The sequence below is a fragment of the Motilibacter rhizosphaerae genome (assembly GCF_004216915.1).
GTDB lineage: Bacteria > Actinomycetota > Actinomycetes > Motilibacterales > Motilibacteraceae > Motilibacter > Motilibacter rhizosphaerae.
The window spans coordinates 19,253-41,996 of the sequence record NZ_SGXD01000006.1 but is presented as its reverse complement, the minus strand read 5'-3'; the positions used below and the strand labels follow the sequence as shown (position 1 = coordinate 41,996).

Here is a 22,744-nt window from a genome sequence, read left to right as displayed (position 1 = left end):
CCTCGGTCCGCGCCTCCGGCGGCCTGCGGACCGCCCACCCTCGAAAGGACCTCCCCCTCATGCAGCAGAAGGTCAGCACGCGCCTGCTGGGCCTCGGCGCCCTCTCGGCGACGGCGCTGGCGGTGGCTCTCCCCACCGCCGCGTACGCCGCGCCGAGCGTCGCCAAGTGCAACGGCATCGTGGCCACCATCGCGAGCAGCAAGCCCGGCGCCGTCGTGCGCGGCACCAACGGACGCGACGTCATCGTCGCGTCCGGCGCCGGTTCGGTGGTCTACGGCCTGGGCGGCAACGACCTCATCTGCGTCAACGGCACCGCGTTCGGCGGGGCGGGCGACGACACCGTCTACGGCGGGGCCAAGGCCGACACGCTGCACGGCGACGCCGGCAACGACAAGCTCTACGGCCTCGGCGGCAACGACGTCCTCGACGGCGGCGCCGGTGCCGACACCCTCGACGGTGGCGCGGGCAACGACACGCTCTCCGGTGGTGCCGGCAACGACGTCCTCTCGGGCGGCGCCGGCAACGACTCCATCGCGGGCGGCGCGGGCAACGACAAGGTCTCCGGCGGTGCCGGCAACGACAAGGTCGACGGCGGCGCCGGCAACGACACGATCCTCGGCGGCGCCGGCAACGACACGATCGTCGGCGGCCCCGGCAAGGACCGCATCGACGGCGGCGCGGGCAAGGACAAGGTCGGCGCCGACAAGACCGACACCGTGACCAAGGGCTCCGGCGACACCGTGAGCGGCCACCCGACCATCACGACCGTGCCCGTCACGGACCCGACGGTGCCGGCGCCCAAGCCGACGCCGAAGCCGAGCACGCCGGTCGTCACCCCCACCCCGACCCCGGTGCCGCCGGTGAGCTCGACGCCGGTCGTCAGCTCCACGCCCGTGGTCAGCTCCACGCCGGTCAGCTCCACGCCGGTCAGCTCCACCCCGGTCGTCAGCTCCACCCCGGTCGTCAGCTCCACCCCGGCCCCGGTCGACACCACCCCGCCCGCTGTCGTCGACGGCCTGTACGGCGCGCAGGTCGGCCAGCACGTCCACCTCACCTGGACGCCGGACTCCGATGCCGTGTCGTACACCGTCATCCGCTCGGACAGCCCGTCGGCCACCGGCTCGGGCTCAGGGTCGGAGACGATCACCGTCCCCGGCATCCAGGGCGGGACGTGGACCGACACCAACGCCGCGACCAACGGCGTCACGTACTACTACTGGGTGCGCGGCGTCGACGCGGCCGGCAACATCGCCGACCTCGGCACGCCGGTCCACGTGACGTACGACGGTGCCGCCCCGGCCGTCCCCACCGGCGTGACCGTCCAGCAGCAGGGCGCGCAGGTCCGCCTCGACTGGGACGTGGCACCCGATGACGTCTTCCGCTACGAGCTGATCCGCTCCGAGACGCCGTACCCGGACGGCTCGGGCTCGACCTCCGAGGTCGTGACGCGGGACGGCATCGACGAGTTCCACGTCGTCGACTCGACGCCCGCTCAGGACGGCGTGCGCTACTACTACTTCGTCGAGGCCTACGACGAGTTCGGCAACACGAGCGCCCCGACGGCCCCCGTCTCGCTCGTCTTCGACGGGCTCGCCCCCGCCGTCGCCAGCGGCGTGCAGGTGGCGCAGCACGCCGGCACCGTCACGCTGAGCTGGACGCCGGACAGCGACGCGGCGACCTACACGGTCATCCGGTCCGACAGCCCCTCCCCGACGGGCTCCGGCTCGGGCTCCGAGGTCATCCCGAGCACCGGTGTCACCGGCCACGTCTGGGTGGACACCGACCCGCGCGTCGACGGCACGACGTACTACTACTGGGTCAAGGCGTACGACGCGGCGGGCAACGCGGCCGCGCTGAGCGCGCCCGCGCACCTCACCTACGACGCCACGCCCCCCGCCGTCCCGGTCGTCACCGCGACCCAGGTCGCGCACCACGTCGAGGTGAGCTGGGCCGCCGTGCCGGACGCGGTGAGCTACACCGTGTCCCGCACCACCGGCACCGACCCCGACGCGAACGCGAACGACTTCTTCAACGGTCCGGTCACGGGGATCACCGGCACGTCCTGGAACGACGGCCTGGGCCCGTTCCTCATCGGCTTCCAGGACGGACACGCCTACCACTACTGGGTGAAGGCGACCGACGCCGTCGGCAACACCTCGGCGTGGAGCCAGATCCAGACGGTGACCTACGACGGCACTCCCCCGAGCGACCCCAGCTCGGTGACGCTGTCGCAGCCGCAGCAGGCCGGCGTCCACGTCGTGTGGAGCGCGTCGACCGGTGCGAGCTCGTACTCCGTCTACCGCGCCGAGAGCGGCCAGCCGTTCAGCAGCGCCACCGCGGTCGCCACGGGCGTCACGGGGACCTCCGTCGACGACAGCAGCTCGCTGGTGGACGGCACGGCGTACGACTACTGGGTCGTCGCGCTGGACGAGTTCGGCAACGCCTCGGGCCACGTCGAGGCCACCTCGCCGATCACCTGGGTCGGGACCTCCCCCGACGCGGTGACTGCGGTGAGCCAGCACGTCGACAGCGACAGCCACGTCATCGTGAGCTGGGCTGACGCCTCCGAGTCCGCCCAGCAAGTCCAGGGCTACAAGGTGTACCGCTCCTCGGACGGCACGCTCGACGCCGGCGACGCGCTCGTCGACGCCACGACCGCAGGCACGTACGCGGTGGAGGACTCCGCTTCCGGGGCAGGGACGAGCGCGACGTACTTCGTGCTGGCCTACAACGCCCACGGGTACAGCACCGCTGCCTCGGTCGTGAAGACGTCCATGGCGGCGGTCGACCCCGCCTCGGGCGTGACCGTCACGCCGAGCGGTGCGGACAACGTGGTGACCTGGACCAACAGCGGCTCCGCCGCGAGCTACAAGGTCTACGGCGGCACGACGGGCGACTTCGCGCTGGCGACGCTGCTCACCAGCGCCCCCGTCGACGGCGGCGTCGGCTACACCGACACCAACGCCACGGCGAGCCACTACTTCGTGGTGGCCGTCGACGCGCAGGGCAACGAGTCGGCCGTCGCGACGTCCTGACGCACCACGCAGTGACGGAGGGCCCCGACCAGATCCTGGTCGGGGCCCTCCCGCGTCTGCCGGCTCCCCGGCCGGCCCCGCCGTAGACTCGCGGCGTGCCGGACCAGGTGACCGCGGGGGGCCGCGTGCCCGCGCAGGCCACCCGCGCCGACGACAGCCGCGAGTGGCTGGCGGCCCTGGACGGCGAGCCCGAGCAGGCGGTGGCCCGGCTGCACGCGCTGCTCCTCCGGGCGGCGCGCGCCGAGGTCAACCGGCGCGCTCCCCGCTGGGGCATCACCGGTCCGGAGCTCGACGACCTCGCCTGCCAGGCCGCCGACGACGCCTGCCTCGCGGTGCTCCGCAAGCGGGGGCAGTTCCGCGGGGAGAGCCGCTTCACCACGTGGGCGTACGCGTTCGTCGTCCTCGAGGTGTCGAGCAAGCTGCCGCGCCACGCCTGGCGAGAGCGGGAGGTCGCGCTCGCCGACGACGACTGGTCCCGGCTGCCCGACCGCCTCGGGATCGACCCCGGGGCCAGCGCCGAGGCGCGGGAGCTGGCCGAGGCCCTGCAGGCGGCCGTCGAGGGCGAGCTCACCGAGCGCCAGCGCGTCGCCTTCCACGCGCTCGTCACCGAGGGCGTCCCGGTCGACGTGCTCGCCGGGCGGCTCGGCACCACCCGCGGCGCGCTCTACAAGACCGTCTTCGACGCGCGGCGGAAGATCCGGGACTCGCTGGTCGCTACCGGTCACCTGGACCCGCGACGGGAGGAGCGCCGGTGAGCGCATGGCCGGACCTCGAGGGGTTCCTCACCACTGACCCGCTCGACGTCGACTGCGACGTCGTCGCCGCGGTCCTCCACGTCTACGTCGAGCAGGTGCTCGCCGGGGCCGACGTCGCCACGACGATGCCCGGGGTCGCCGCGCACCTCCGGGTCTGCAGCCCCTGCATCGACGACTACGAGGGGCTGCTCGCGCTGCTCGCCGACGAGCAGGCGTAAGAACCGGGCGCCCGCCCACGCGTACGTGTCGTCCACGCCGTCCGGCACCGACACGCACTCGAGGAGCAGCACCCGTGACCCGCACACCCCTCTCCCGCACCTCCGCTCTGGCCGCCGCCCTCACCGGCGCCGCCGCGCTCCTGGCCACCGCCGGGACCGCCTCCGCCGCCCCGGTCCCGCCCTCCGTCTTCGTCCTGGACGACGCGGTCTCCGGCAACGCCGTCCACGCCTACTCCCGCCAGGCCGACGGCACGCTCGCGAGCGTCGGCACGTACGCGACCGGCGGGCTCGGCGGCCAGCTCGCCGGCTCGGTCGTCGACCACACGGCGTCGCAGGGCGCGCTCGCCGCCGACCGGGCGCACCAGGAGCTGCTCGCCGTGAACCCCGGCAGCGACACGCTCAGCGTCCTGCGCGTGCACAACCACAGCCTGTCGCTTCGCGAGGTCGTCGCGACCGGCGGCGCGTTCCCGGTGAGCGTGACCTCGTCCGGCGACGCGGTGTACGTGCTCAACGCCCGTGACGGAGGCAGCATCTCGGGCTTCCGCTGGGTGGGCAACCGTCTCGTCGCCGTGCCTGCGTGGCACCGCGAGCTGCACCTCCCGGTCCCCGCGGCCGAGTTCGTCAGCACGCCTGGGCAGGTCGCGGTGACGCCCGACGGCACGCACCTCGTCGTGACCACCAAGGCGTCGACCGCGAGCATCCTCGTCTACGGGCTCGACGCGAGCGGCGCTCCCGCCGCGGCGCCGGTGGCCACCCAGGTCCCGGGCACCGTGCCGTTCGCCGTGGCGTCGGACGCCGCGGGTCACCTCGCCGTCGCGTTCGCCGGGACGAGCGAGGTGCGGACGTACGCCGTCGCCGCCGACGGCACCCTCACCACCCTCGGCCAGGTCGCGACGGGGCAGGCGGCCACCTGCTGGATCGCCGCGTCGGGCGACCTGCTCGTGGCGTCCAACGCCGGAAGCGGGACGGTGAGCCGCATCCAGGTCGGCGCGGGCGGCGGCCTGACCGCGCTGGGCACCACGGCCACGGACCCCGGCACGGTGGACTCGGCGTTCACCCCGGACGGCAGCGAGCTGTTCGTCCAGACGGGAGCGACCGGGACGGTCGACGCGTACGCGGTGGACGGGACGACCCTCACCCCGCTCGGCAGCACGGTGGTGCCGGGTGCGGTCGGCGGCGAGGGCATCGTCGCCTGGTAGTCGCTCGGCTGACGTGCGGAGGGGCCTCGACCAGGATCTGGTCGAGGCCCCTCCTCGTGAGCCGCCTATCGGAATCGAACCGATGACCTACGCATTACGAGTGCGTCGCTCTGGCCGACTGAGCTAAGGCGGCAGCGCCCGCGGACGGGCACGAGGAGCAAGTGTAGCGGGCGGCAGCGGCTGCCCGCGCGCGGCTCAGGCGGCGCGCAGCTTGACCGCGAGGGCCTCGACGGCGAGCAGCTCGGCGGCGTTGGCCTCGAGCGAGGTGCGGCACTCGAGGATGGCCTCGATGCAGCGCAGCGCCCCCTCGGGCGGCAGCGCACGGGCGGTCTGCTCGACCGCGGGGCGCATCTCCTCGTTGACGAGCGCCACGGGCGCGCCGAACTGCACCGCCAGCACATCGCGGTAGAACGACACCAGGTCGACGAGCGCGCGGTCGAGGGCGTCGAGCCGGGTGCGCTTGGCCCGCGTCCGCTGCTGGCGCTCGAGCTCCTTGAGCTGGCCCGCGGCGCCGGTGACCATGCCGCGACCGGTCGTCCCCTTGCCGAGCGCCCGTGCCAGCTCCTCGGTCTCCTTGGCGTCGAGCTCCGCGGACTGGGCGCCCGCCTCCTCCTTGGTCGCCTCGACGAGGTTGGCGGCGGCCTGCAGGCAGCTGCCGATGTCGCGCAGCTGCCCCGGGATGCGCAGCGCCTCGTTGCGCCGCAGCCGGGCCTGCTCGTCGGTGGCCAGCCGGCGCGCCCGCCCGATGTGGCCCTGCGCGGCGCGCGCGGCGAAGACGGCCATGGCGGGGTCGATCCCGTCGCGCGCGACGAGCAGGTCGGCCACGGCCTGGACCGGCGGCGTGCGGAGCAGCACGTGCCGGCAGCGCGAGCGGATCGTCGGGAGGGCGTCCTCGAGGCTGGGGGCGCAGAGCAGCCAGACCGTGCGCGGTGGCGGCTCCTCGAGCACCTTGAGCAGCGTGTTGGCCGCCTGCTCCGTGAGCCGGTCGACGTCCTCGACGAGCAGCACCTGCCAGCGGCCCTGCGAGGGCCGTCGGGCGGCCTTCTGCACCAGCTCGCGCGAGACCGCGACCCCGATGGAGAGCAGCCGGGTGGAGACGACCTCGATGTCGGCGTGGCTGCCGGCGAGCGCGGTGCGGCAGGACGCGCAGGTGCCGCAGCCGCCGCGCTCGCACTGCAGGGCGGCCGCGAAGGCCCCCGCGGCCACGGACCGGCCCGAGCCCGGCGGCCCGGTGAACAGCCACGCGTGCGTCATGCCGGTGCCCGTACCGCCGCGCAGCAGCTGCTCCGCCGCCTGCACCGCGGACTGCAGCTCGACGACGGCGCGCTCCTGGCCGACGACGCGGTCCCAGACGCTCACCGGCCGGCCTCCCCGTCCCCGGCGGGCTCGCCCCAGGAGAGCAGCTCGTCGGTGAGGTCGAGCGTCGGCGCCGGGTCCACCGCGGAGCGGGGGCGCTCCACCGTCGGTGCCGGGTCGGGGTGCACGACGGGGGCGAGCGCGACGGTGCGGTCGGGGTCCAGGTCGCCGGGCTCGTCGGCGGGGCCGGGCCGCTGCTCGGCCGCGCGCTCCTCGACGGCACGCTCGTCGGCCGCGCGCCGCTCGGCCGCCGCGCGCTCCACCGCCGCGCGCTCGTCGGCGGCCCGCTGCTCGGCGGCCCGCCGGTCGGCCGCCTCCTGCTCGGCCGCGGCCCGCTCGGCTGCTGCCGCCCGCTCGAGCGCCTGCGCTGCGGCCAGCTGCTCCGCCGCCCGCTCCGCCTCCGCCCGCGCACGCTGCTCGGCAGCGGTCCGCGCGGCGGCAGCCACCGCCGCCGCCCGCTGCGCCTCCTGCGCAGCGGCGGCGCGCCGCTCCTGGTCGGCCTGCCGGCGCTCGGCCGCCTCGGTGCGCCGCTGCGCGGCCTCGGCCCGCCGCCGCTCCTCCGCCTCGCGCCGCTGGTCGGCGATGACCCGCGCCTGAGCCAGGCGGGCCGCCTCCTGCTCGGTGCGCTCGCGCTCGGACAGGGGCAGCACCCCGCACAGCCGCTGGCACAGCTGCTCCGTGACCTGCTCGGCGGACTGGGACGCGTCGACGACGAGGTAGCGCTGCGGCGCGGCGGCCGCCAGCTCGAGGAAGCTGCGGCGCACGCGGTCGTGGAAGTCGTCGGGCTCGGCCTCGAGGCGGTCCCCGGCCCCGCCGTCGCGTACGCGCCGCCGCTCTGCGCCGACCGCGGCCGGCAGGTCGAGGACGACCGTGAGGTCGGGCACCAGCCCGCCCGTCGCCCAGCGCGAGAGCCGGGCGACGTCGTCGACGAGCAGCTGGCGCCCGGCCCCCTGGTAGGCGAGCGAGGAGTCGACGTAGCGGTCGCTGATGACGACGGCGCCGCGCTCGAGCGCGGGGCGGACGACGGTGCCGACGTGCTGGGCGCGGTCCGCGGCGTACAGCAGCGCCTCGGCCTCGGGCACCAGCGCGCCGGTCGCCGGGTCGAGCACGATCTCGCGCACCCGGCCGCCGACGGGGGTGCCGCCCGGCTCCCGCGACACGACGACCTCGTGCCCGCGCGCCCGGATCCACTCGGCCAGCGCCGCCGCCTGGGTGGACTTGCCGGCGCCCTCGCCGCCCTCGAGCACGAGGAAGAACCCCGCAGCGCGGGCGTCGTCGTCGACCTCGCGCAGCCGCCGCCCGCGCAGCGAGGCGACCAGGTCGTCGGTGACCCGGACGCCGCGGCGGTCGTCCATCGTGCGGAAGGACACCGACCCGAGCAGCACGGCCAGCAGCCCGGCGACGAGCAGCGTGATCGCCGCGCCCGGCAGGGTCCAGGTGACCCCTCCGCCGGGGCGCACGTCGCGCCGCCCGATCGCGGCCGCGAGCAGGGGGGCGAGCGCCAGGACGGCGACGAGCACGACGCGGAGCATGACGTTGAGCGAGGCGAAGACCCGGCCCCGGACGGCGTCGTCGACCTCCAGCCCGATGAGGGTGTACGCCGTCACCCAGGAGGTGCCGGCGAAGCCGCCGAGCAGCACCGTCAGCAGCACCGAGAGCACGATGCTCGGCGAGAGCGCGAGGACGGCGAGCGCGGCGCCGGCGAGCACGATCGCGAGGCAGAGCAGCCGCCGGCGGGAGAAGCCCGGCAGCAGGCGCGGGCCGAAGAACATGCCCAGGGCGAGGCCCGCGAAGACCGCGAAGAAGAGCAGCCCGTAGCCCGCGTCCCCCGCGCCGAGGTCGGTGACGTAGGTGCGGCCGAGCCCGATGACGGCGCCGCCGGCAGCGAAGGCGCCGAGCATGGCGAACACCAGGCCGCGCACGACGGGGGTCGCCGCGACGTAGCGCCAGCCGTCGACGAGCAGCCGCCACGCGGACGGCTCGCTCCCGGGCTCGGCGGTGGGGCGCGGCGGGATCTCGGTGAGCCGGGCGATGACGACGGCGGCGACGAGGAACGTCGCGGCGTTGACCCAGAGCGCCGCCGTGGCGGCGGAGAACGACGAGCCCGTGTCGGCGGCGTGGAGCGCCTCGGCGAGCAGCGAGAGCCCGACGAAGAGGACCGCGGCGACGGGTGCGGAGCCGTAGGTCCCGGCCAGGTTCAGCTGGTTGGCCGCCTCCAGCCGCTCGCGCGGCACGAGGTTGGGGACCGTGGCCTCCTTGGCCGGGATGAAGAACAGGCTGGCCGACTCGACGAGCAGCGTCGCGACGTAGAGCCACCACAGCTGCCCCACCAGCGGGATCGTCGCGATCACGACCACGCGCACCGCGCAGGAGGCGACCATCGTCCAGCGGCGGTCGAGCCGGTCGGCGACGACCCCGGCCAGCGGGCCGAGCACCATCGCCGGCGCCAGGCGCAGCAGGAAGACCCCGGCGACCGCGGCGTTGGCGCCCCGGTAGGACCCGTCGGAGAGCGACTGGGCGTAGGCCGTCAGCGCGAGCAGGCCCAGCCAGTCGCCCATGCTGGCGAAGCACAGCGCCGTCCAGAGCTTGCGGAACGGCGCGACCGCGAGCGCCCCCCGGACGTCACCCCCGAGTCCGGTCGCCGCGTTCGCACTCACGCCGCCACCCTAGCCGCGGGCGCCGACAGCTCCTGCCCGCGCCGTCCGCGACCGAGCCGGCCGCTCTGCCCCGCCGGAGGGGAGCGCTCCCCCGACCGAACAAGGTGCCCCAGTGCCCGTCCGAGCAGCACTGGGGCACCCCGTTCAGATCCGGAGCAGCACTGGGGCACCCCGTTCAGTCCCGGAAGGGCGACCGGGGCACCCTGTTCGGTCCGAGGACCGCGTCAGCGCCCGGCGGGAGCCTTCTTGGCCGCGGCCCGCTTCGCGGGTGCCTTCTTCGCCGTCCCCGCTGGCGCCTTCTTCGCGGTCTTCTTCGTCGCGGGCCCCGCCGCGCGCTTCTCGGCGAGCAGCTCGGCCGCCCGCTCGGCAGTCAGCCCCTCGACGGTGTCGCCGCGGCGCAGGGTGGCGTTGTACTCGCCGTCGGTGACGTAGGCCCCGAAGCGCCCCTCCTTCACCACCATCGGCGCGCCGCTGACGGGGTCCGGCCCGAGCTCCTTCAGCGGCGGGCGGGCGGCCCCGCGGCCGCGCTGCTTGGGCTGCGCGTAGACCTTCAGCGCCTCCTCGAGGGAGATGGTGAGCAGCTGCTCCTCGGACTCGATGGTGCGCGAGTCCGTCCCCTTCTTGAGGTACGGGCCGTAGCGCCCGTTCTGCGCCGTGATCTCCGCGCCGTCGGACGGGTCGACGCCCACCACGCGGGGCAGCGTGAGCAGCCGCAGGGCGTCGTCGAGCGTCACCGTGTCGAGCGACATGGTCTTGAACAGCGACGCCGTCCGCGGCTTCGCCGACTTGGGCGAGCCCTCGGGCAGCACCTCGGTGACGTACGGGCCGAAGCGCCCCGCCTTCGCCAGCACCTCGCGCCCCGTCTCCGGGTCGGTGCCGAGGCTGCGGTCGCCGGAGGGGGCCGAGAGCAGCTCCTCGGCCTTGGCGATGGTCAGCTCGTCGGGCGCGAGGTCCTCGGGCAGGGAGGCGCGCTGCTCCCCCCGCTCGATGTACGGGCCGTAGCGCCCCACGCGCACGACGACGCCGTCGCCGAGCTCGTAGGTGTTGACCTCGCGGGCGTCGATGTCACCGAGGTTCTCGACGATCCGCTTGAGCCCGCCGAGCTCGTCGCCGGCGAGCCCCGGCGTACCCGCGCCACCGCCGCCGCCGACCGCGGTCGCGGAGCCCGAGCCGCCGCCGAAGTAGAACTGGCGCAGCCAGTCGCGGCGGTCGGCGTTGCCCCCGGCGATGCGGTCGAGGTCCTCCTCCATCTCCGCGGTGAAGTCGTAGTCGACGAGGCCACCGAAGTGCTCCTCGAGCAACCGGGTCACGGCGAAGGCCAGCCAGGTCGGCACGAGGGCCGAGCCCTTCTTGAACACGTAGCCGCGGTCGAGGATGGTGCCGAGGATCGAGGCGTAGGTCGAGGGGCGGCCGATGGCCCGCTCCTCGAGCGCCTTGACCAGCGTCGCCTCGGTGTAGCGCGCCGGCGGCGAGGTCTGGTGGCCCTCGGGAGTGAGGCGCAGCAGGTCGAGCGCGTCGCCCTGGCGGACCTGGGGCAGGCGCTGCTCGCCGCGGTCGCCGGAGGCGTCCTCGTCGCGGCCCTCCTCGTAGGCGGCGAGGAAGCCGCGGAAGGTGATGACGGTGCCCGACGAGGAGAACTCGGCGTCGCGGCCGTCGGCCGCGGTCGCCCCGAGGCGCACGGACACCGTGGTGCCGCGCGCGTCGGCCATCTGCGAGGCGACGGTGCGCTTCCAGATGAGGTCGTAGAGCGCGAACTCGTCGCGGGCGAGCTCTCCCGACACCTCGCCCGGGGTGCGGAAGACGTCGCCGGCAGGACGGACGGCCTCGTGGGCCTCCTGCGCGTTCTTGACCTTCTTCTCGTAGCGGCGCGGGACGTCGGGGACGTACTCCGGTCCGTAGAGCGCGCGGGCCTGCGAGCGGGCGGCGTCGAGCGCGGACTGCGACAGCGTCGTCGAGTCCGTTCGCATGTAGGTGATGTAGCCGTTCTCGTAGAGCCGCTGCGCGACGCGCATCGTCGTCTGCGAGGACCAGCGCAGCTTGCGCGACGCCTCCTGCTGCAGCGTCGAGGTGATGAACGGCGCGGCCGGCCGCCGCGAGTACGGCTTCTCCTCGACGGAGCGGACCGCGAACGGCCGTCCCTCGAGCGCGGCGGCGAGCTCGGTGACCGTCTCCTCGTCGAGCTGCACGACACCGGCGGAGGCCGAGCGGGCGACGAGCCGGCCGTCGGAGCCGAAGTCGCGGCCGCTTGCCACGCGGGCGCCGTCGACCGCGGCGAGCCGGGCGGTGAACGGCTGCTGCTCACGCGAGACCTCCGCCTCGATGTCCCAGTACGACGCGGTGCGGAACGCGATGCGCTCCCGCTCCCGCTCGACGACCAGGCGCGTGGCTACGGACTGGACGCGCCCCGCAGAGAGGCCGGCGCGGACCTTGCGCCAGAGGACCGGCGAGATCTCGTAGCCGTAGAGCCGGTCGAGGATGCGGCGGGTCTCCTGGGCGTCGACGAGGTGCTGGTCGAGCTCGCGGGTGTTGTCGACCGCGCGGCGGATCGCCTCGGGGGTGATCTCGTGGAAGACCATCCGGCGCACGGGGACGCGAGGCTTGAGCACCTGCAGCAGGTGCCAGGCGATGGCCTCGCCCTCGCGGTCCTCGTCGGTGGCGAGGAACAGCTCGTCCGCGTCCTTGAGCAGCGCCTTGAGCTCGGAGACCTTCTTCTTCTTGTCGCTGTCGACGACGTAGTACGGCTCGAAGCCGTTGTCCACGTCGACCGCGAACTTGCCGAAGGGCCCCTTCTTCATGTCAGCGGGGAGCTCGCTCGGCGTCGGCAGGTCGCGGATGTGGCCCACGCTGGCCTCGACGTCGTAGCCGTCGCCGAGGTAGCCCGCGATCTTGCGCGCCTTCGTGGGCGACTCGACGATGACGAGCCGACGTCCGGTGGCGCTACGGGTACGCGGTGGCAACGAGCTGTCCTTCCTCCTGCGGCGGGTGGCGGCCGGATGGTCACCAGGGGTCCGCGCGGTGCGACACGGCGGAGTCTGACCCCAGCCCCGCCCCGCCTGTCAAACCCCCATCCTGCGCCGAAGTGTTCCAGGACGCTCCGTCGGGTGGCCCGGCGGCGCGCCCGCAGGGTCGTCGGGGATGCTGTCCGGGATGCCTCCGGACCTGCTCGGCCGCCCACCCGCCCCCGCCCTCGTGCTCGGCGCGATCGCCTCCGTCCAGTGCGGCAGCGCGGTGGCGCGGACGCTGTTCGACGACCTCAGCCCGTCCACGGTCGTGCTGCTCCGGCTCGTCGTGTCGGCCGTCGTGCTGCTCGCGATCACCCGCCCCCGGGTCTGGCGGTGGACCCGCGAGCAGGCGCTCTCCGCCGTCGTGCTCGGCCTGGCGATGGGCGGGATGAACCTCGTGTTCTACGAGTCGCTGCAGCGGGTCCCGCTGGGGGTCGCCGTCACGGTGGAGTTCCTCGGGCCGATGCTGCTGGCGCTCGCCCAGTCGCGCGGGCTCGTGGAGGGGGCCTGGGCCCTGCTCGCCGGCGTCGGCGTCGCCCTGCTCGGGCTCGCGGGCGGGGGCTCGGCGCCGGCCCTGGGGCTGCTGCTGGCGTTCCTCGCGGGGCTGCTCTGGGCGGCGTACATCCTCGCCAGCGCGCGTACGGGCCGGCTGCTCCCCGGCACCCAGGGCCTCGCGGTCTCGCTGGCCGTCGGCGCGGTGCTCGCGGCGCTCGTCACGGGCGTCAGCGAGCCTCACACCGTGGCCAAGGCGTTCACCCACGGCAGCCTGCTCGCGCACGGTGCCGCGGTCGCGCTGCTCAGCTCGCTCGTGCCCTACAGCCTGGAGATGAGCGCGCTGCGCCGCATGCCGACGCGGGTCTTCGGCGTGCTCATGAGCCTCGAGCCGCTCGGCGCGACGCTCGCCGGGCTGGCCATCCTCGGCCAGCGGCTGACGGTGGTCGAGGTCGTCGCGCTGGTGCTGGTCAGCGCGGCGAGCGTCGGGGTCACCCTCGGCGCGCGCGCCGCCGCCGCTGCTGCCGCTTGAGCTCCGGGTCGTACTTCGTCCCGCGCAGCGGGTTGCCCCGGTGCTCGGGCCCGAGGTCGGCGGGCCCGAAGAAGGTCATGAGGACGCGGCGCAAGCGGCTGCGGGGCGGTTCCTGCGGGTCGGCCACCGTCCGACCCTAGCCCGCGGGGAGCACCAGGAAGCCGTCGCGGACGAGCTCGCGCACCTGCGGCAGCAGCGCCGCGCGCAGCTCGTCCGGGTCGAGCTCGAGCACCTGCGCGACGGCCTCCACCAGCGCGCCGAGCGGGATCGTGCCGTCGCAGGCGCCGACGAGCCCCGCGGCCTCCGTACCCACCGACCGCGCTTGGCGCAGGCCCCGGGCCTGGCGCAGGACGACGCTCTCGGGGTCCTCGTCGCCGGGTGCGCCGTGCAGCTCCTGCGCGACGTCCTCGCGGCCCTGGAGCGGAGTCGCGAGCAGGGCCGCGTCGTCCAGCGCGGCCAGCGCGACGGCCGCGTCGAGGCGGGCGGTCAGCCACGGCGCGACGGGCTGCTCGACCGGGTGCGCCCACTCGAGCACCTCGACGTGCGGCACCCGCTCCTCGTCGTGGCGGCGCACCAGCACCCAGCCGAACTCCACGGCCTCGACGCGCGCGTCCTCCAGCCCGGCGAGCCAGCGGTCGTAGCGCTCCAGGGCGTCCTCCGCCGTGTGCTCGCCGGCGTCGCGCAGCCAGGTCGACACGTACGCCGCGGGGTCCTCCTCGTCGCGCACGACGACGAGGGCGTCGTAGCCCTCCGGCGGCAGCCAGGAGCGGACGCGCGCGTGCGGCTCGTCGCCCGCGCGGCGCACCCAGTCGCCGATCATGACGAAGGTGCCCCCGGGTGACAGCAGCGGCGGCACGTCGCGGAGCAGCTGCTCGCCGAGGGTGTCGAGCGGCAGTCCGGCGTCGCGGTAGGTGTGGACGTCGGGCGCGCCGATGACGAACGGCGGGTTGCTCACGACGAGGTCGTACGCCTCCCCCGCGACCGGCTCGACCAGGCTGCCCTCGCGCAGCTCGACCTCGAGCCCGTTGAGCTCCGCCGTCAGCCTCGCGAAGGCGAGCGCGCGCGGGAGGACGTCGGTGGCGACGACGTGCTCCGCGTGCCGGGAGAGGTGGAGCACCTGCACCCCGCCGCCCGTCCCGAGGTCGAGCGCGCGGCCGACCGGCGTACGCGGCACGAGCTGGGCGAGCGTGGCGCTGGCCCCGCCGACGCCGAGCACGTGGTCCTGGCGCACCTCGGCGCCGCGCCGGGCGACGTCGAGCCGGGTGTCGAGGTCGCCGGCGACGTACCAGCCGCCCTCGGGCCCGTCGTCGGCGCCGTACGGCCGCAGGTCCACGAGCGCGCGCACCCCGTCGGCGGTCTGCGCGAGGATCCCGCCCTCGACGAGCGCGTCGAGCGGGACGGCGGCCTTCACCGCGTCGGCGGGCTCGGTCGTCTGCAGGAGGAAGAGCCGGACGAGGGTGGCGAGCGGCGTGCCCAGCCCGGCCGTACGCCGCAGGCCCGGGACGCCCTCCCCGCGCTCGAGGGCGCGGTGGCCGTCGGCGCCCAGCGTCGCGAGGACCCCGTCGGCGGTGTAGCCCGCGCGGGCGAAGGCGGCGCGGACGGCAGCGGCGGCGCCGGGCGGGAGGACGGGCCCCCCGCCGGACGCCGCCGACGGTGCTGCTGCTGCCTGCTCGGAGGGGCTCACGCCCCGCAGACTAGGTGACCCGCGGTCAGGCGACCCGGGCCGGGGACGCCACGTCGTCGCCCACCGCGAGGGGGCGACGACGGCTCACCGTGACCGCGGCCACGATGACCGCGACCGCGACGAGCGCGATCGCCAGCCGGAGGCCGTCGTTGCGGTCGCCGCCGACGCTGAGGTCGACGATGGCGGGGGCGATGAGCACGGCGACGAGGTTCATCACCTTGATCAGCGGGTTGATCGCCGGGCCGGCCGTGTCCTTGAACGGGTCGCCGACGGTGTCGCCGATGACCGTCGCGGAGTGCGCGTCCGAGCCCTTGCCGCCGTGGTGGCCGTCCTCGACGAGCTTCTTAGCGTTGTCCCACGAACCGCCGGAGTTCGCGAGGAAGACCGCCATGAGGGTGCCGGTGGCGATGGCCCCGGCGAGGTACGCGCCGAGCGGGCCGATGCCGAGGCCGAACCCGACGGCGATCGGAGCCATGACCGCGAGCAGCCCCGGCGTCGCGAGCTCCCGGAGCGAGTCGCGGGTGCAGATGTCGACCACGCGGCCGTACTCGGGGCGGGTCTCGTAGGTCATGATCCCCGGGTTGTCGCGGAACTGCTTGCGCACCTCGTAGACGACCGCGCCCGCCGCGCGGCTCACGGCCGTGATCGCGAGGCTGGAGAAGAGGAACACCACCGCTGCGCCGAGCACGAGCCCGACGAGGTTGTTGGGCTGGGCGATGTCGAGCGAGAAGCGCAGCTGCAGCGCGTCACTGAGGTCCGAGGCCGTGGCCCCGGCGTCGCTGAACGCGTTCTGCCACGCGTCGGTGTAGGAGCCGAACAGCGCCGTCGCCGCCAGCACCGCCGTCGCGATCGCGATGCCCTTCGTGATGGCCTTCGTCGTGTTGCCGACGGCGTCGAGCTCGGTGAGGATCCGCGCGCCCGGGCCCTCGACGTCGCCGGACATCTCGGCGATGCCCTGGGCGTTGTCCGAGACCGGGCCGAAGGTGTCCATCGCGACGATGACGCCGACGGTCGTGAGCAGGCCGCAGCCCGCGAGGGCGATCGCGAACAGGCTCACGACGACCGACCCGCCGCCGAGCAGGAAGGCGCCGTAGACCGCGGCGCCGATGACGATCGCGGTGTAGACCGCCGACTCCAGCCCGAGGCTGATGCCGGACAGGACGACGGTCGCCGGGCCGGTCAGCGAGGTGCGGGCGACGTCGAGCGTCGGCCGCTTGTCGGTGCCGGTGAAGTAGCCGGTGAGCGCGAGGATGGCCGCGGCCAGCACGATGCCGAGGAGCACCGCGATGATCGCGATGAGGCGCGGGCTGCGGTCGGGGCCGCCGGTCACGTCGTGCAGGCCCGAGAACGAGCCCGGCAGGTAGACGAGCGCGGCCAGGATGCAGAGCACCGCGGCGATGGCGGCCGAGATGTAGAACGCCCGGTTGATCGCCTTGAGGCCGTTCTCGCCGGGCCGCGCGCGGGTCAGCAGGATGCCGATGACCGCGGTGATCGCGCCGAGCGCCGGGATGATGAGCGGGAAGACCAGGCCCTCCTCGCCGAACGCCGCCTTGCCGAGGATCAGCGCGGCGACGAGGGTCACGGCGTACGACTCGAACAGGTCGGCCGCCATGCCGGCGCAGTCGCCCACGTTGTCGCCGACGTTGTCGGCGATGGTCGCGGCGTTGCGCGGGTCGTCCTCCGGGATGCCCTGCTCGACCTTGCCGACGAGGTCGGCGCCGACGTCGGCGGCCTTGGTGAAGATGCCGCCGCCGACGCGCATGAACATCGCGAGCAGCGCGGCGCCGAAGCCGAAGCCCTCGAGCACGTTCGGCGCGTCGTCCCTGAAGATCAGCACGACGACGCTGGCGCCGAGCAGGCCGAGGCCCACCGTCGCCATGCCGACGACGCCACCGGTGCGGAAGCCCACGCGCATCGCGGGCTCGGCGCCCTGCTCGCGGGCAGCCGCGGCGACGCGCACGTTCGCGCGCACCGCGAGGCTCATGCCGAGGTAGCCGATGCTCGCCGAGAAGCCGGCCCCGACGACGAAGAAGATCGAGCGGCCGATCCGCACGCCGGCGTCACCGGGCAGGGCGAACAGCAGCAGGAACACGAGCGCGACGAAGACCGCGAGCGTGCGGAACTGCCGGTTGAGGTACGCCGCGGCGCCCTCCTGGACCGCGCGCGCGATCTCCTGCATGCGCGGGGTGCCCTCGGTGGCCTGCAGCACCTCCTGGCGGAAGTACGCGGCGGCACCGAGCGACCCGAGGGCCACCACCGCGACGAGGGCGACGAGGGCGAAGCTGCCGCCGGACAGCGACACCTGGTGACCGTCAGCGGCAGCCACCGTGGCGCGCGCGAGGGTGGGACTGTCGGACAGCCCTGGCATACGTCCTCCTTGACGTGTCGGGGGCGGTGTACCAGCGAGCCCGTCGCCCCCGGGCGACGGGCTCGAGCCGCAGGGTAGCCCCCGCGTCGCTGTGCGTCGGGACGGGAGGTCCCGGACACGCGTCAGGCGCCGGGCGCCACCTGCGCGGTCCCTGCGGTCGACGCACCCTGCCGCGCGCCGGGCCGGCCGGGCGCGTCGCCGGTGAGCGGCCACGTCATCCGCAGCGTGAGGCCGTCCTGGCCGTGCCCGAAGTGCACGTCGTCGACCAGCCCGGCGATGACCGCGAGGCCGACGCCGTGCGCGAGAACGGGGTCGTCGTCCTCGCCGAGCGCGGGGACGGCGGCGATCGCGGCGACCTCGGTGCGGGGCACGGGGGGCGTGCCCTGCGGCACGAGGTCGACGACCTCGACGGTGAACGACGAGGTCGCGTCGGTCAGCCGGAGCGTGACCGGGGCGTCGGGGCGGTGCGCGCCGTGCAGGTCCACCGCGCGCGAGCAGGCCTCGCCGACGGCGAGGCGCACCTCGTCGAGGACGTCCTCGCTGACGCCCGAGCGCCGTGCGACCGCGGCCGAGACGAGCCGGGCCGTGCGGACGTGGACGGGGAGGGGGGTGAACCGCAGGGTGACCGTCGTGGGCTCCACGCGTCGTCCTCAGTCGGTCGCGGCGAGCGCGTCCTCGACGGAGTCGTGGATCGGGAAGACCTTGGTCAGGCCCGTGATCCGGAAGATCTTGAGGATCCGCTCCTGGGTGCAGACCAGGCGCAGCGAGCCGTCGTGGGCGCGCACCCGCTTGAGGCCGCCCACGAGGACGCCGAGGCCGGTCGAGTCGAGGAAGTCGACCTTCTCCATGTCGACCACGAGGTGGTACTTGCCTTCGGCGACGAGGTCCACCAGCTGCTCGCGCAGCCGCGGGGCGGTGTAGACGTCGATCTCGCCGCCCACCTCGACGACCGTCTTGTCACCCTCGGGGCGAGTCGACAGGGACAGGTCCACGGATCCTCCATGCAGTGCCGAGCGGTACGCGCTGCTCGTCGGAGCCGCGCGGGTCCTAGCCGTTGCCGTGCGCGGACGTGCCGCGGCACGCCCGTGCCGGGCATTCAACCACTGCCCGGCGCCTCTGTGATCACCCCATCGGGCGGGCGGCAAACCCCGCAGCGACGGGCCCGGCCGCTGCTGACGGGGCCGGACGGGGCCGGACGGTCGGTGGCGTGGCGCATGCTGGAGGGCGTGCCCCCCGCTCCCGGCTCCGCGGCCGCCGCTGCGCCCGACGGCGTGCGCCGGCCCGAGCCGCGCCTGCGGCTCGTGCCGGACCAGTCGCGGGCGGACGCCCCGCGGGCCGGCGACCCGCGGGCCGGCGCGGCCGAGGGGCGCGGGGGCGAGGACCGCGGGGGCGAGGGGCGCGGGGACGCGCTGCTCGCGGCCCTGCTGCAGGCGCCCGGCCGGGACGGCCGGCTGCTGCACGTCGAGCGCACGCCGGCCCGCGGGGCGCGGACGGCGCCCTGGCCCGGCTGGGTCGCCCCGGAGGTGCGCGCCGCGCTGGAGCGGCAGGGCGTCGCCGCGCTGTGGGCCCACCAGGCGAGCGCCGCGCAGGCGGCGTGGGAGGGCCGCCACGTCGTCGTCTCGACGGGGACGGCGTCCGGGAAGTCGCTGGCGTACCAGCTCCCGGGGCTCACCCGCGTGCTCGAGGGCCGCGCGGCACCCGACGGCCGCGGGGCGACCGTGCTGCACCTCTCCCCGACCAAGGCGCTCGCCGCCGACCAGGCCCGCGCCCTGGCCGAGCTCGAGCTGCCGGGCCTGCGGGCCGCCCTCCTCGACGGCGACACCCCGTCCGAGGAGCGGGCCTGGGTCCGTGACCACGCGTCGTGGGTGCTGTCCAACCCGGACATGCTCCACGCGAGCGTGCTGCCCGACGCCCAGCGCTGGGCGCGCTTCCTCCGGTCGCTCTCGGTGGTGGTCGTCGACGAGTGCCACACCTACCGCGGCGTCTTCGGCTCGCACGTCTCGGCGGTGCTGCGCCGGCTGCGCCGCCTGTGCGCGCGCTACGGCTCCGAGCCCGTGTTCGTGCTGGCCTCCGCCACCGTGGCGGAGCCCGCACGGCACGCCGAGGCGCTGACCGGGCTGCGGCACGTCGAGGTCACGGAGGACGCCTCGCCCCGCGGGGGATCGGTGCTCGCCTTCTGGGAGCCGCCCGTCCTGCCCGGCCGCGGACCGGACGGCGCGCCCGCTCGGCGCAGCGCCGGCGCCGAGAGCGCCGAGCTGCTGGCCGACCTCGTGCTGGGCGGTGCCCGCTCGCTCGCCTTCGTGCGCTCGCGCAAGGGGGCCGAGGCGCTCGCGCTGCAGGCGGCGCGGGTGCTCGACGAGGCGGGCGCGCCCGGGCTGGCGTCGCGGGTCGCGGCGTACCGGGCGGGCTACCTGCCCGAGGACCGCCGCGCGCTGGAGGCGGCGCTGTCGCGCGGCGACCTGCTCGGCGTCGCGAGCACCCCCGCCCTGGAGCTCGGCGTCGACGTGACCGGCATGGACGCCGTCGTGCTCGCCGGCTGGCCGGGGACGCACGCGTCGCTCTGGCAGCAGGCCGGGCGCGCGGGGCGCGACGGGCGGCAGGCGCTGGCCGTGCTGGTCGCCGCCGACGACCCGCTCGACACGTACCTCGTGCACCACCCGGAGGCCGTCGTCGGCCGTCCGCTGGACGCGACCGTGCTCGACCCGGCCAACCCGTACGTCCTCGGGCCGCACCTCTGCGCGGCCGCGGCGGAGCTGCCGCTGACAGAGGCGGACGAGGCGTACTTCGGTCCGGGTCTCTCCGCGGTCTGCGACGCCCTCGTGCAGCGCGGGGCCCTGCGCCGCCGGCCGGGCGGGTGGTACTGGACGCGCCAGGAGCGGCCGACCTCGTCCGTCGGCCTGCGCGGGACCGGCCAGCCGCCGGTGCGGGTCGTCGAGGCGCGTACGGGCCGGGTCCTCGGCACCGTCGACGCCGCCGCCTCCCACGCCGCCGTCCACCGCGGCGCCGTGCACGTGCACCGCGGCGAGACCCACCTCGTCCGCGAGCTCGACCTCGAGGACGGCGCCGCCCTCGTCGAGCGGGCGGAGCTGGACTGGACCACCACGGCGCGCGAGCTCACCGACATCACGGTCGTGGCGGAGGAGCGCGCGACGGCGTGGGGCGACGCCCGGCTCTGCTACGGCGAGGTCGAGGTCACGAGCCAGGTCGTCTCGTTCGCCCGGCGCCGGGTGCTGACGGGCGAGCTGCTGGGCGAGGAGCTGCTCGACCTGCCCGCCCGCTGCCTGCGCACCCGCGCCGTGTGGTGGACGGTCACGGAGGACCAGCTGGCCCGGGCCGAGCTCGACCCGACGGACGTCCCCGGGGCCGCCCACGCTGCGGAGCACGCCTCCATCGGGCTGCTCCGGCTGGTCGCGACGTGCGACCGGTGGGACATCGGCGGCGTCTCCACCGCCCGCCACCCCGACACCGGCCTGACGACCGTGTTCGTCTACGACGGCTCCCCGGGCGGCGCGGGCTTCGCCGAGCAGGGCTGGCTGCGTGCCCGCCGCTGGCTCACCGCGACCCTCGAGGCGGTCGCGGCCTGCCCCTGCAGCGAGGGCTGCCCGTCGTGCGTGCAGTCGCCGAAGTGCGGCAACGGCAACTCCCCGCTCGACAAGGCGGGCGCCGTGCGCCTGCTGCGGGTGCTGCTCGACGGTGCTCCCTGACCCCGCGCTGAGCGAGGGCTGAGCGGGCCCTCCCGGTCCTCGCCGCGTCGCTCGACCGGGGGACTCCGGCCTGGTCGAGGAGTAGGCGGCGCGCGCGGCGGGAAGCCTCCGCCCGACGAAGGAGGCACTCCCATGCTGCTGCTCGCCCTGCTGCTGATCGTCGCCGCCGGTGCCGCGACCGCGGTCATGCTCGCCCGCGCCGACGAGAGCCTCACGATCTCGATCTCGGGCTGGGACATCTCGACCTCGGCCCGCGAGGTGTTCGTGGCGGGCGCCGTGGCCGGTCTCGTGCTGGCCCTCGGCCTGTGGCTGCTCAAGGCGTCGCTGTCGCGCAGCCGCCGTCGCCGGCAGGAGGTGCGGGAGCTCCAGCGCTCGCGGCGGACCGAGGTGGAGCGGCTCGAGGCCGAGAAGGCCGAGCTCGAGTCGCGCCTGCGGCGCGAGCGGGCCGCCAGCGGCACGACGGCAGCCTCGGGCAGCACCGGTAGCACCGCGACCAGCGGCGCTGCTCCCAACGAGGGGCGCGTGGTCGACACCGCCGCCCGCGACGGGCGCACGGTCGGCGGCAGCGCTCCCGACGCGCGCGAGATCGACCTGCGCGACCGCGAGGGCGCGACCGTGCGCGCCGACGGCAGCCCGCGCTCCTGAGCCTGCTCCGCCCTCCGCGCCCCCGAGCGGGGCGGCCGAGGCCGAGGCCCGTGCCGGGACGCCGAGGGGCGAACTGAGCTCGACCTGGACGTCGACGCGCCCGGCGGCTCCCGCGCTGCAGGCCAGCAGCTCGGCTGGGCGCGGCGAGGCGCGGACCACCCTCGCTGCCGCGGCGCACGGCTCGTCAGCGGCGACGGCCAGCTGCGCCCGCGCAGCCTCGAGAGCGGCGGTGTCCGCCAGCGCCGCTGCCTCGTGGCGCGCCACCACGGCACTGCCGAGCGCCACGCCGGCGAGCGCGACGGCGAGCACGACCACCGCGCCGGCGAGCACGAGCACGGTGGCGCTGCCCCGCTCGCGCGCTGGTGTGCCGCACCGGGACCGGGCGGCAGTGGCGCTCATGGGGAGTCCGCGAGGCGTGCGGACTCGGTCGGCACCACCTGCCGGGCGGTGACCTCCAGCTCGTGCAGCCCGGGCAGCCCGGGCGGCAGGCGCCACGCGACGACGACGGTGACGACCTGGTCGTCCGCGGCCACCTCGACCCGCGCCCCGGGAGGGGCGGCGGCGGAGGCGAGCGCGCGGACGCGTCCCGGGTCATCACCCCTAGCGGCCGCCCGGGCCGCGGCGCCTGCAGCGTCGGCGCACTGCACCTGTCGTACGGCGAGCAGGACGACGGAGACGGCCACGAGGACCGCGACCACCAGAGCAGGGAGGGCGAGGGCCGCCTCGGCGGTCACCATCCCCAGGTCGCTCCTCCGAGCGTCGTCCCGCGCGCCGGTGCGGAGCCGGCGTGCGCCGTCCTCGCCCGTCACCCGGCCACCGCGAGGGCACGCGCGACGAGCCCGCTGAGCAGGCCCGCGACCGTCGCGCTGGTCAGCACCTTGAGCAGCAGGGCGGCGAAGCCGCAGGCGGCGAGGGTGCCGACGGCGTACTCCGCCGTGGTCATCCCCGCGTCCCCGCTTCCCCCCGTGCGGCTCATGCGCGCGAGGCGACGGGCTCGAGCGCCCAGCAGCAGCAGGACGACGGGCAGGCGGCGGGGACGGGGGACGGGCACGGTTCCTCCTGGAGGGGTGGGCGGGTCGAGCTCGAGCCTCGTCCGG

At 75.6% G+C, this 22,744-nt stretch carries 17 protein-coding genes and 1 tRNA gene; 7 read left to right on the top strand and 11 right to left on the bottom strand.

Translation table 11 applies throughout. The features are described 5' to 3' along the window. Positions 1 to 59: 59 nt before the first annotated feature. The 4 genes from EV189_RS20835 (at position 60) to EV189_RS18450 (ending at position 5,207) form a co-directional block, all read left to right on the top strand. Positions 60 to 3,035 (top strand): hypothetical protein, encoded by a 2,976-nt coding sequence (locus EV189_RS20835; protein WP_269204205.1) that lies wholly within the window; start codon positions 60 to 62, stop codon positions 3,033 to 3,035. 95 nt (positions 3,036 to 3,130) lie between these two features. Continuing rightward, positions 3,131 to 3,790, top strand: a complete 660-nt coding sequence (locus EV189_RS18460) for an RNA polymerase sigma factor (protein ID WP_231116562.1) — start codon at positions 3,131 to 3,133, stop codon at positions 3,788 to 3,790. Beyond that, the gene (locus EV189_RS18455; RefSeq protein WP_130494487.1) at positions 3,787 to 4,008 is read left to right on the top strand and encodes a hypothetical protein; all 222 of its coding nucleotides are present in this window, start codon (positions 3,787 to 3,789) and stop codon (positions 4,006 to 4,008) included. The genes EV189_RS18460 and EV189_RS18455 overlap by 4 nt, the downstream gene beginning before the upstream one ends. Before the next feature lie 74 nt (positions 4,009 to 4,082). After that, on the top strand, positions 4,083 to 5,207 hold the full coding sequence (locus EV189_RS18450) for a lactonase family protein (RefSeq protein ID WP_130494486.1): 1,125 nt from the start codon (positions 4,083 to 4,085) through the stop codon (positions 5,205 to 5,207). 59 nt (positions 5,208 to 5,266) lie between these two features. Here the strand turns inward: EV189_RS18450 and EV189_RS18445 are convergent. The 4 genes from EV189_RS18445 to topA form a co-directional block, all read right to left on the bottom strand. Beyond that, a tRNA-Thr gene (locus EV189_RS18445) sits at positions 5,267 to 5,340 on the bottom strand. Positions 5,341 to 5,402: 62 nt separating this feature from the next. Further along, a complete protein-coding gene (locus tag EV189_RS18440; RefSeq protein ID WP_130494485.1) occupies positions 5,403 to 6,566 on the bottom strand; it encodes a DNA polymerase III subunit delta' in 1,164 nt (387 codons plus the stop codon). After that, positions 6,563 to 9,220 carry a dTMP kinase gene (gene tmk, locus EV189_RS18435; RefSeq protein ID WP_231116561.1) on the bottom strand — a complete coding sequence of 886 codons (2,658 nt, stop codon included), beginning with the start codon at positions 9,218 to 9,220 and terminating at the stop codon, positions 6,563 to 6,565. Before tmk ends, EV189_RS18440 begins: the two co-directional genes overlap by 4 nt. A gap of 224 nt (positions 9,221 to 9,444) precedes the next feature. Further along, positions 9,445 to 12,177, bottom strand: a complete 2,733-nt coding sequence (gene topA, locus EV189_RS18430; protein ID WP_130494484.1) for a type I DNA topoisomerase — start codon at positions 12,175 to 12,177, stop codon at positions 9,445 to 9,447. A gap of 190 nt (positions 12,178 to 12,367) precedes the next feature. Between topA and EV189_RS18425 the strand changes: the two genes are divergently transcribed. After that, positions 12,368 to 13,246 carry an EamA family transporter gene (locus EV189_RS18425; protein WP_130494483.1) on the top strand — a complete coding sequence of 293 codons (879 nt, stop codon included), beginning with the start codon at positions 12,368 to 12,370 and terminating at the stop codon, positions 13,244 to 13,246. Here EV189_RS18425 and EV189_RS20380 read toward each other — a convergent pair. From EV189_RS20380 to EV189_RS18405, 5 genes are all read right to left on the bottom strand, one after another. Further along, on the bottom strand, positions 13,206 to 13,373 hold the full coding sequence (locus EV189_RS20380) for a hypothetical protein (RefSeq protein ID WP_165400382.1): 168 nt from the start codon (positions 13,371 to 13,373) through the stop codon (positions 13,206 to 13,208). The genes EV189_RS18425 and EV189_RS20380 overlap by 41 nt on opposite strands. A 9-nt stretch (positions 13,374 to 13,382) precedes the next feature. After that, the gene (locus tag EV189_RS18420; RefSeq protein ID WP_130494482.1) at positions 13,383 to 14,930 is read right to left on the bottom strand and encodes a DUF7059 domain-containing protein; all 1,548 of its coding nucleotides are present in this window, start codon (positions 14,928 to 14,930) and stop codon (positions 13,383 to 13,385) included. A gap of 25 nt (positions 14,931 to 14,955) precedes the next feature. Next, on the bottom strand, positions 14,956 to 17,298 hold the full coding sequence (locus EV189_RS18415; RefSeq protein WP_130494481.1) for a sodium-translocating pyrophosphatase: 2,343 nt from the start codon (positions 17,296 to 17,298) through the stop codon (positions 14,956 to 14,958). A gap of 122 nt (positions 17,299 to 17,420) precedes the next feature. Further along, positions 17,421 to 17,939 carry an ATP-binding protein gene (locus tag EV189_RS18410; protein WP_130494480.1) on the bottom strand — a complete coding sequence of 173 codons (519 nt, stop codon included), beginning with the start codon at positions 17,937 to 17,939 and terminating at the stop codon, positions 17,421 to 17,423. Positions 17,940 to 17,948: 9 nt separating this feature from the next. After that, positions 17,949 to 18,290 (bottom strand): STAS domain-containing protein, encoded by a 342-nt coding sequence (locus EV189_RS18405; RefSeq protein WP_130494479.1) that lies wholly within the window; start codon positions 18,288 to 18,290, stop codon positions 17,949 to 17,951. Positions 18,291 to 18,524: 234 nt separating this feature from the next. On the opposite strand from EV189_RS18405, the gene EV189_RS18400 reads away from it, so the two are divergent. Together EV189_RS18400 and EV189_RS18395 are read left to right on the top strand one after the other, a co-directional pair. Next, on the top strand, positions 18,525 to 21,002 hold the full coding sequence (locus EV189_RS18400; protein WP_231116560.1) for a DEAD/DEAH box helicase: 2,478 nt from the start codon (positions 18,525 to 18,527) through the stop codon (positions 21,000 to 21,002). A gap of 132 nt (positions 21,003 to 21,134) precedes the next feature. Then, positions 21,135 to 21,647, top strand: coding sequence for a hypothetical protein (locus tag EV189_RS18395; protein ID WP_130494477.1), 513 nt, complete (start codon positions 21,135 to 21,137; stop codon positions 21,645 to 21,647). A gap of 395 nt (positions 21,648 to 22,042) precedes the next feature. On the opposite strand, the gene EV189_RS18390 is transcribed toward EV189_RS18395, so the two are convergent. Together EV189_RS18390 and EV189_RS18385 are read right to left on the bottom strand one after the other, a co-directional pair. Continuing rightward, complete coding sequence (locus EV189_RS18390) at positions 22,043 to 22,384, bottom strand: TadE family type IV pilus minor pilin (RefSeq protein ID WP_196788596.1); 342 nt, start codon at positions 22,382 to 22,384, stop codon at positions 22,043 to 22,045. Between the two features lie 68 nt (positions 22,385 to 22,452). Beyond that, on the bottom strand, positions 22,453 to 22,698 hold the full coding sequence (locus EV189_RS18385) for a DUF4244 domain-containing protein (protein WP_231116559.1): 246 nt from the start codon (positions 22,696 to 22,698) through the stop codon (positions 22,453 to 22,455). Positions 22,699 to 22,744 lie beyond the last annotated feature (46 nt).

Coding starts and splice junctions, on each gene's coding strand:
- EV189_RS20835 (WP_269204205.1), top strand. CDS start 60: ATGCAGCAGAAGGTCAGCACGCGCCTGCTGGGCCTCGGCGCCCTCTCG.
- EV189_RS18425 (WP_130494483.1), top strand. CDS start 12,368: ATGCCTCCGGACCTGCTCGGCCGCCCACCCGCCCCCGCCCTCGTGCTC.
- EV189_RS18415 (WP_130494481.1), bottom strand. CDS start 17,298: ATGCCAGGGCTGTCCGACAGTCCCACCCTCGCGCGCGCCACGGTGGCT.
- EV189_RS18395 (WP_130494477.1), top strand. CDS start 21,135: ATGCTGCTGCTCGCCCTGCTGCTGATCGTCGCCGCCGGTGCCGCGACC.
- EV189_RS18390 (WP_196788596.1), bottom strand. CDS start 22,384: ATGGTGACCGCCGAGGCGGCCCTCGCCCTCCCTGCTCTGGTGGTCGCG.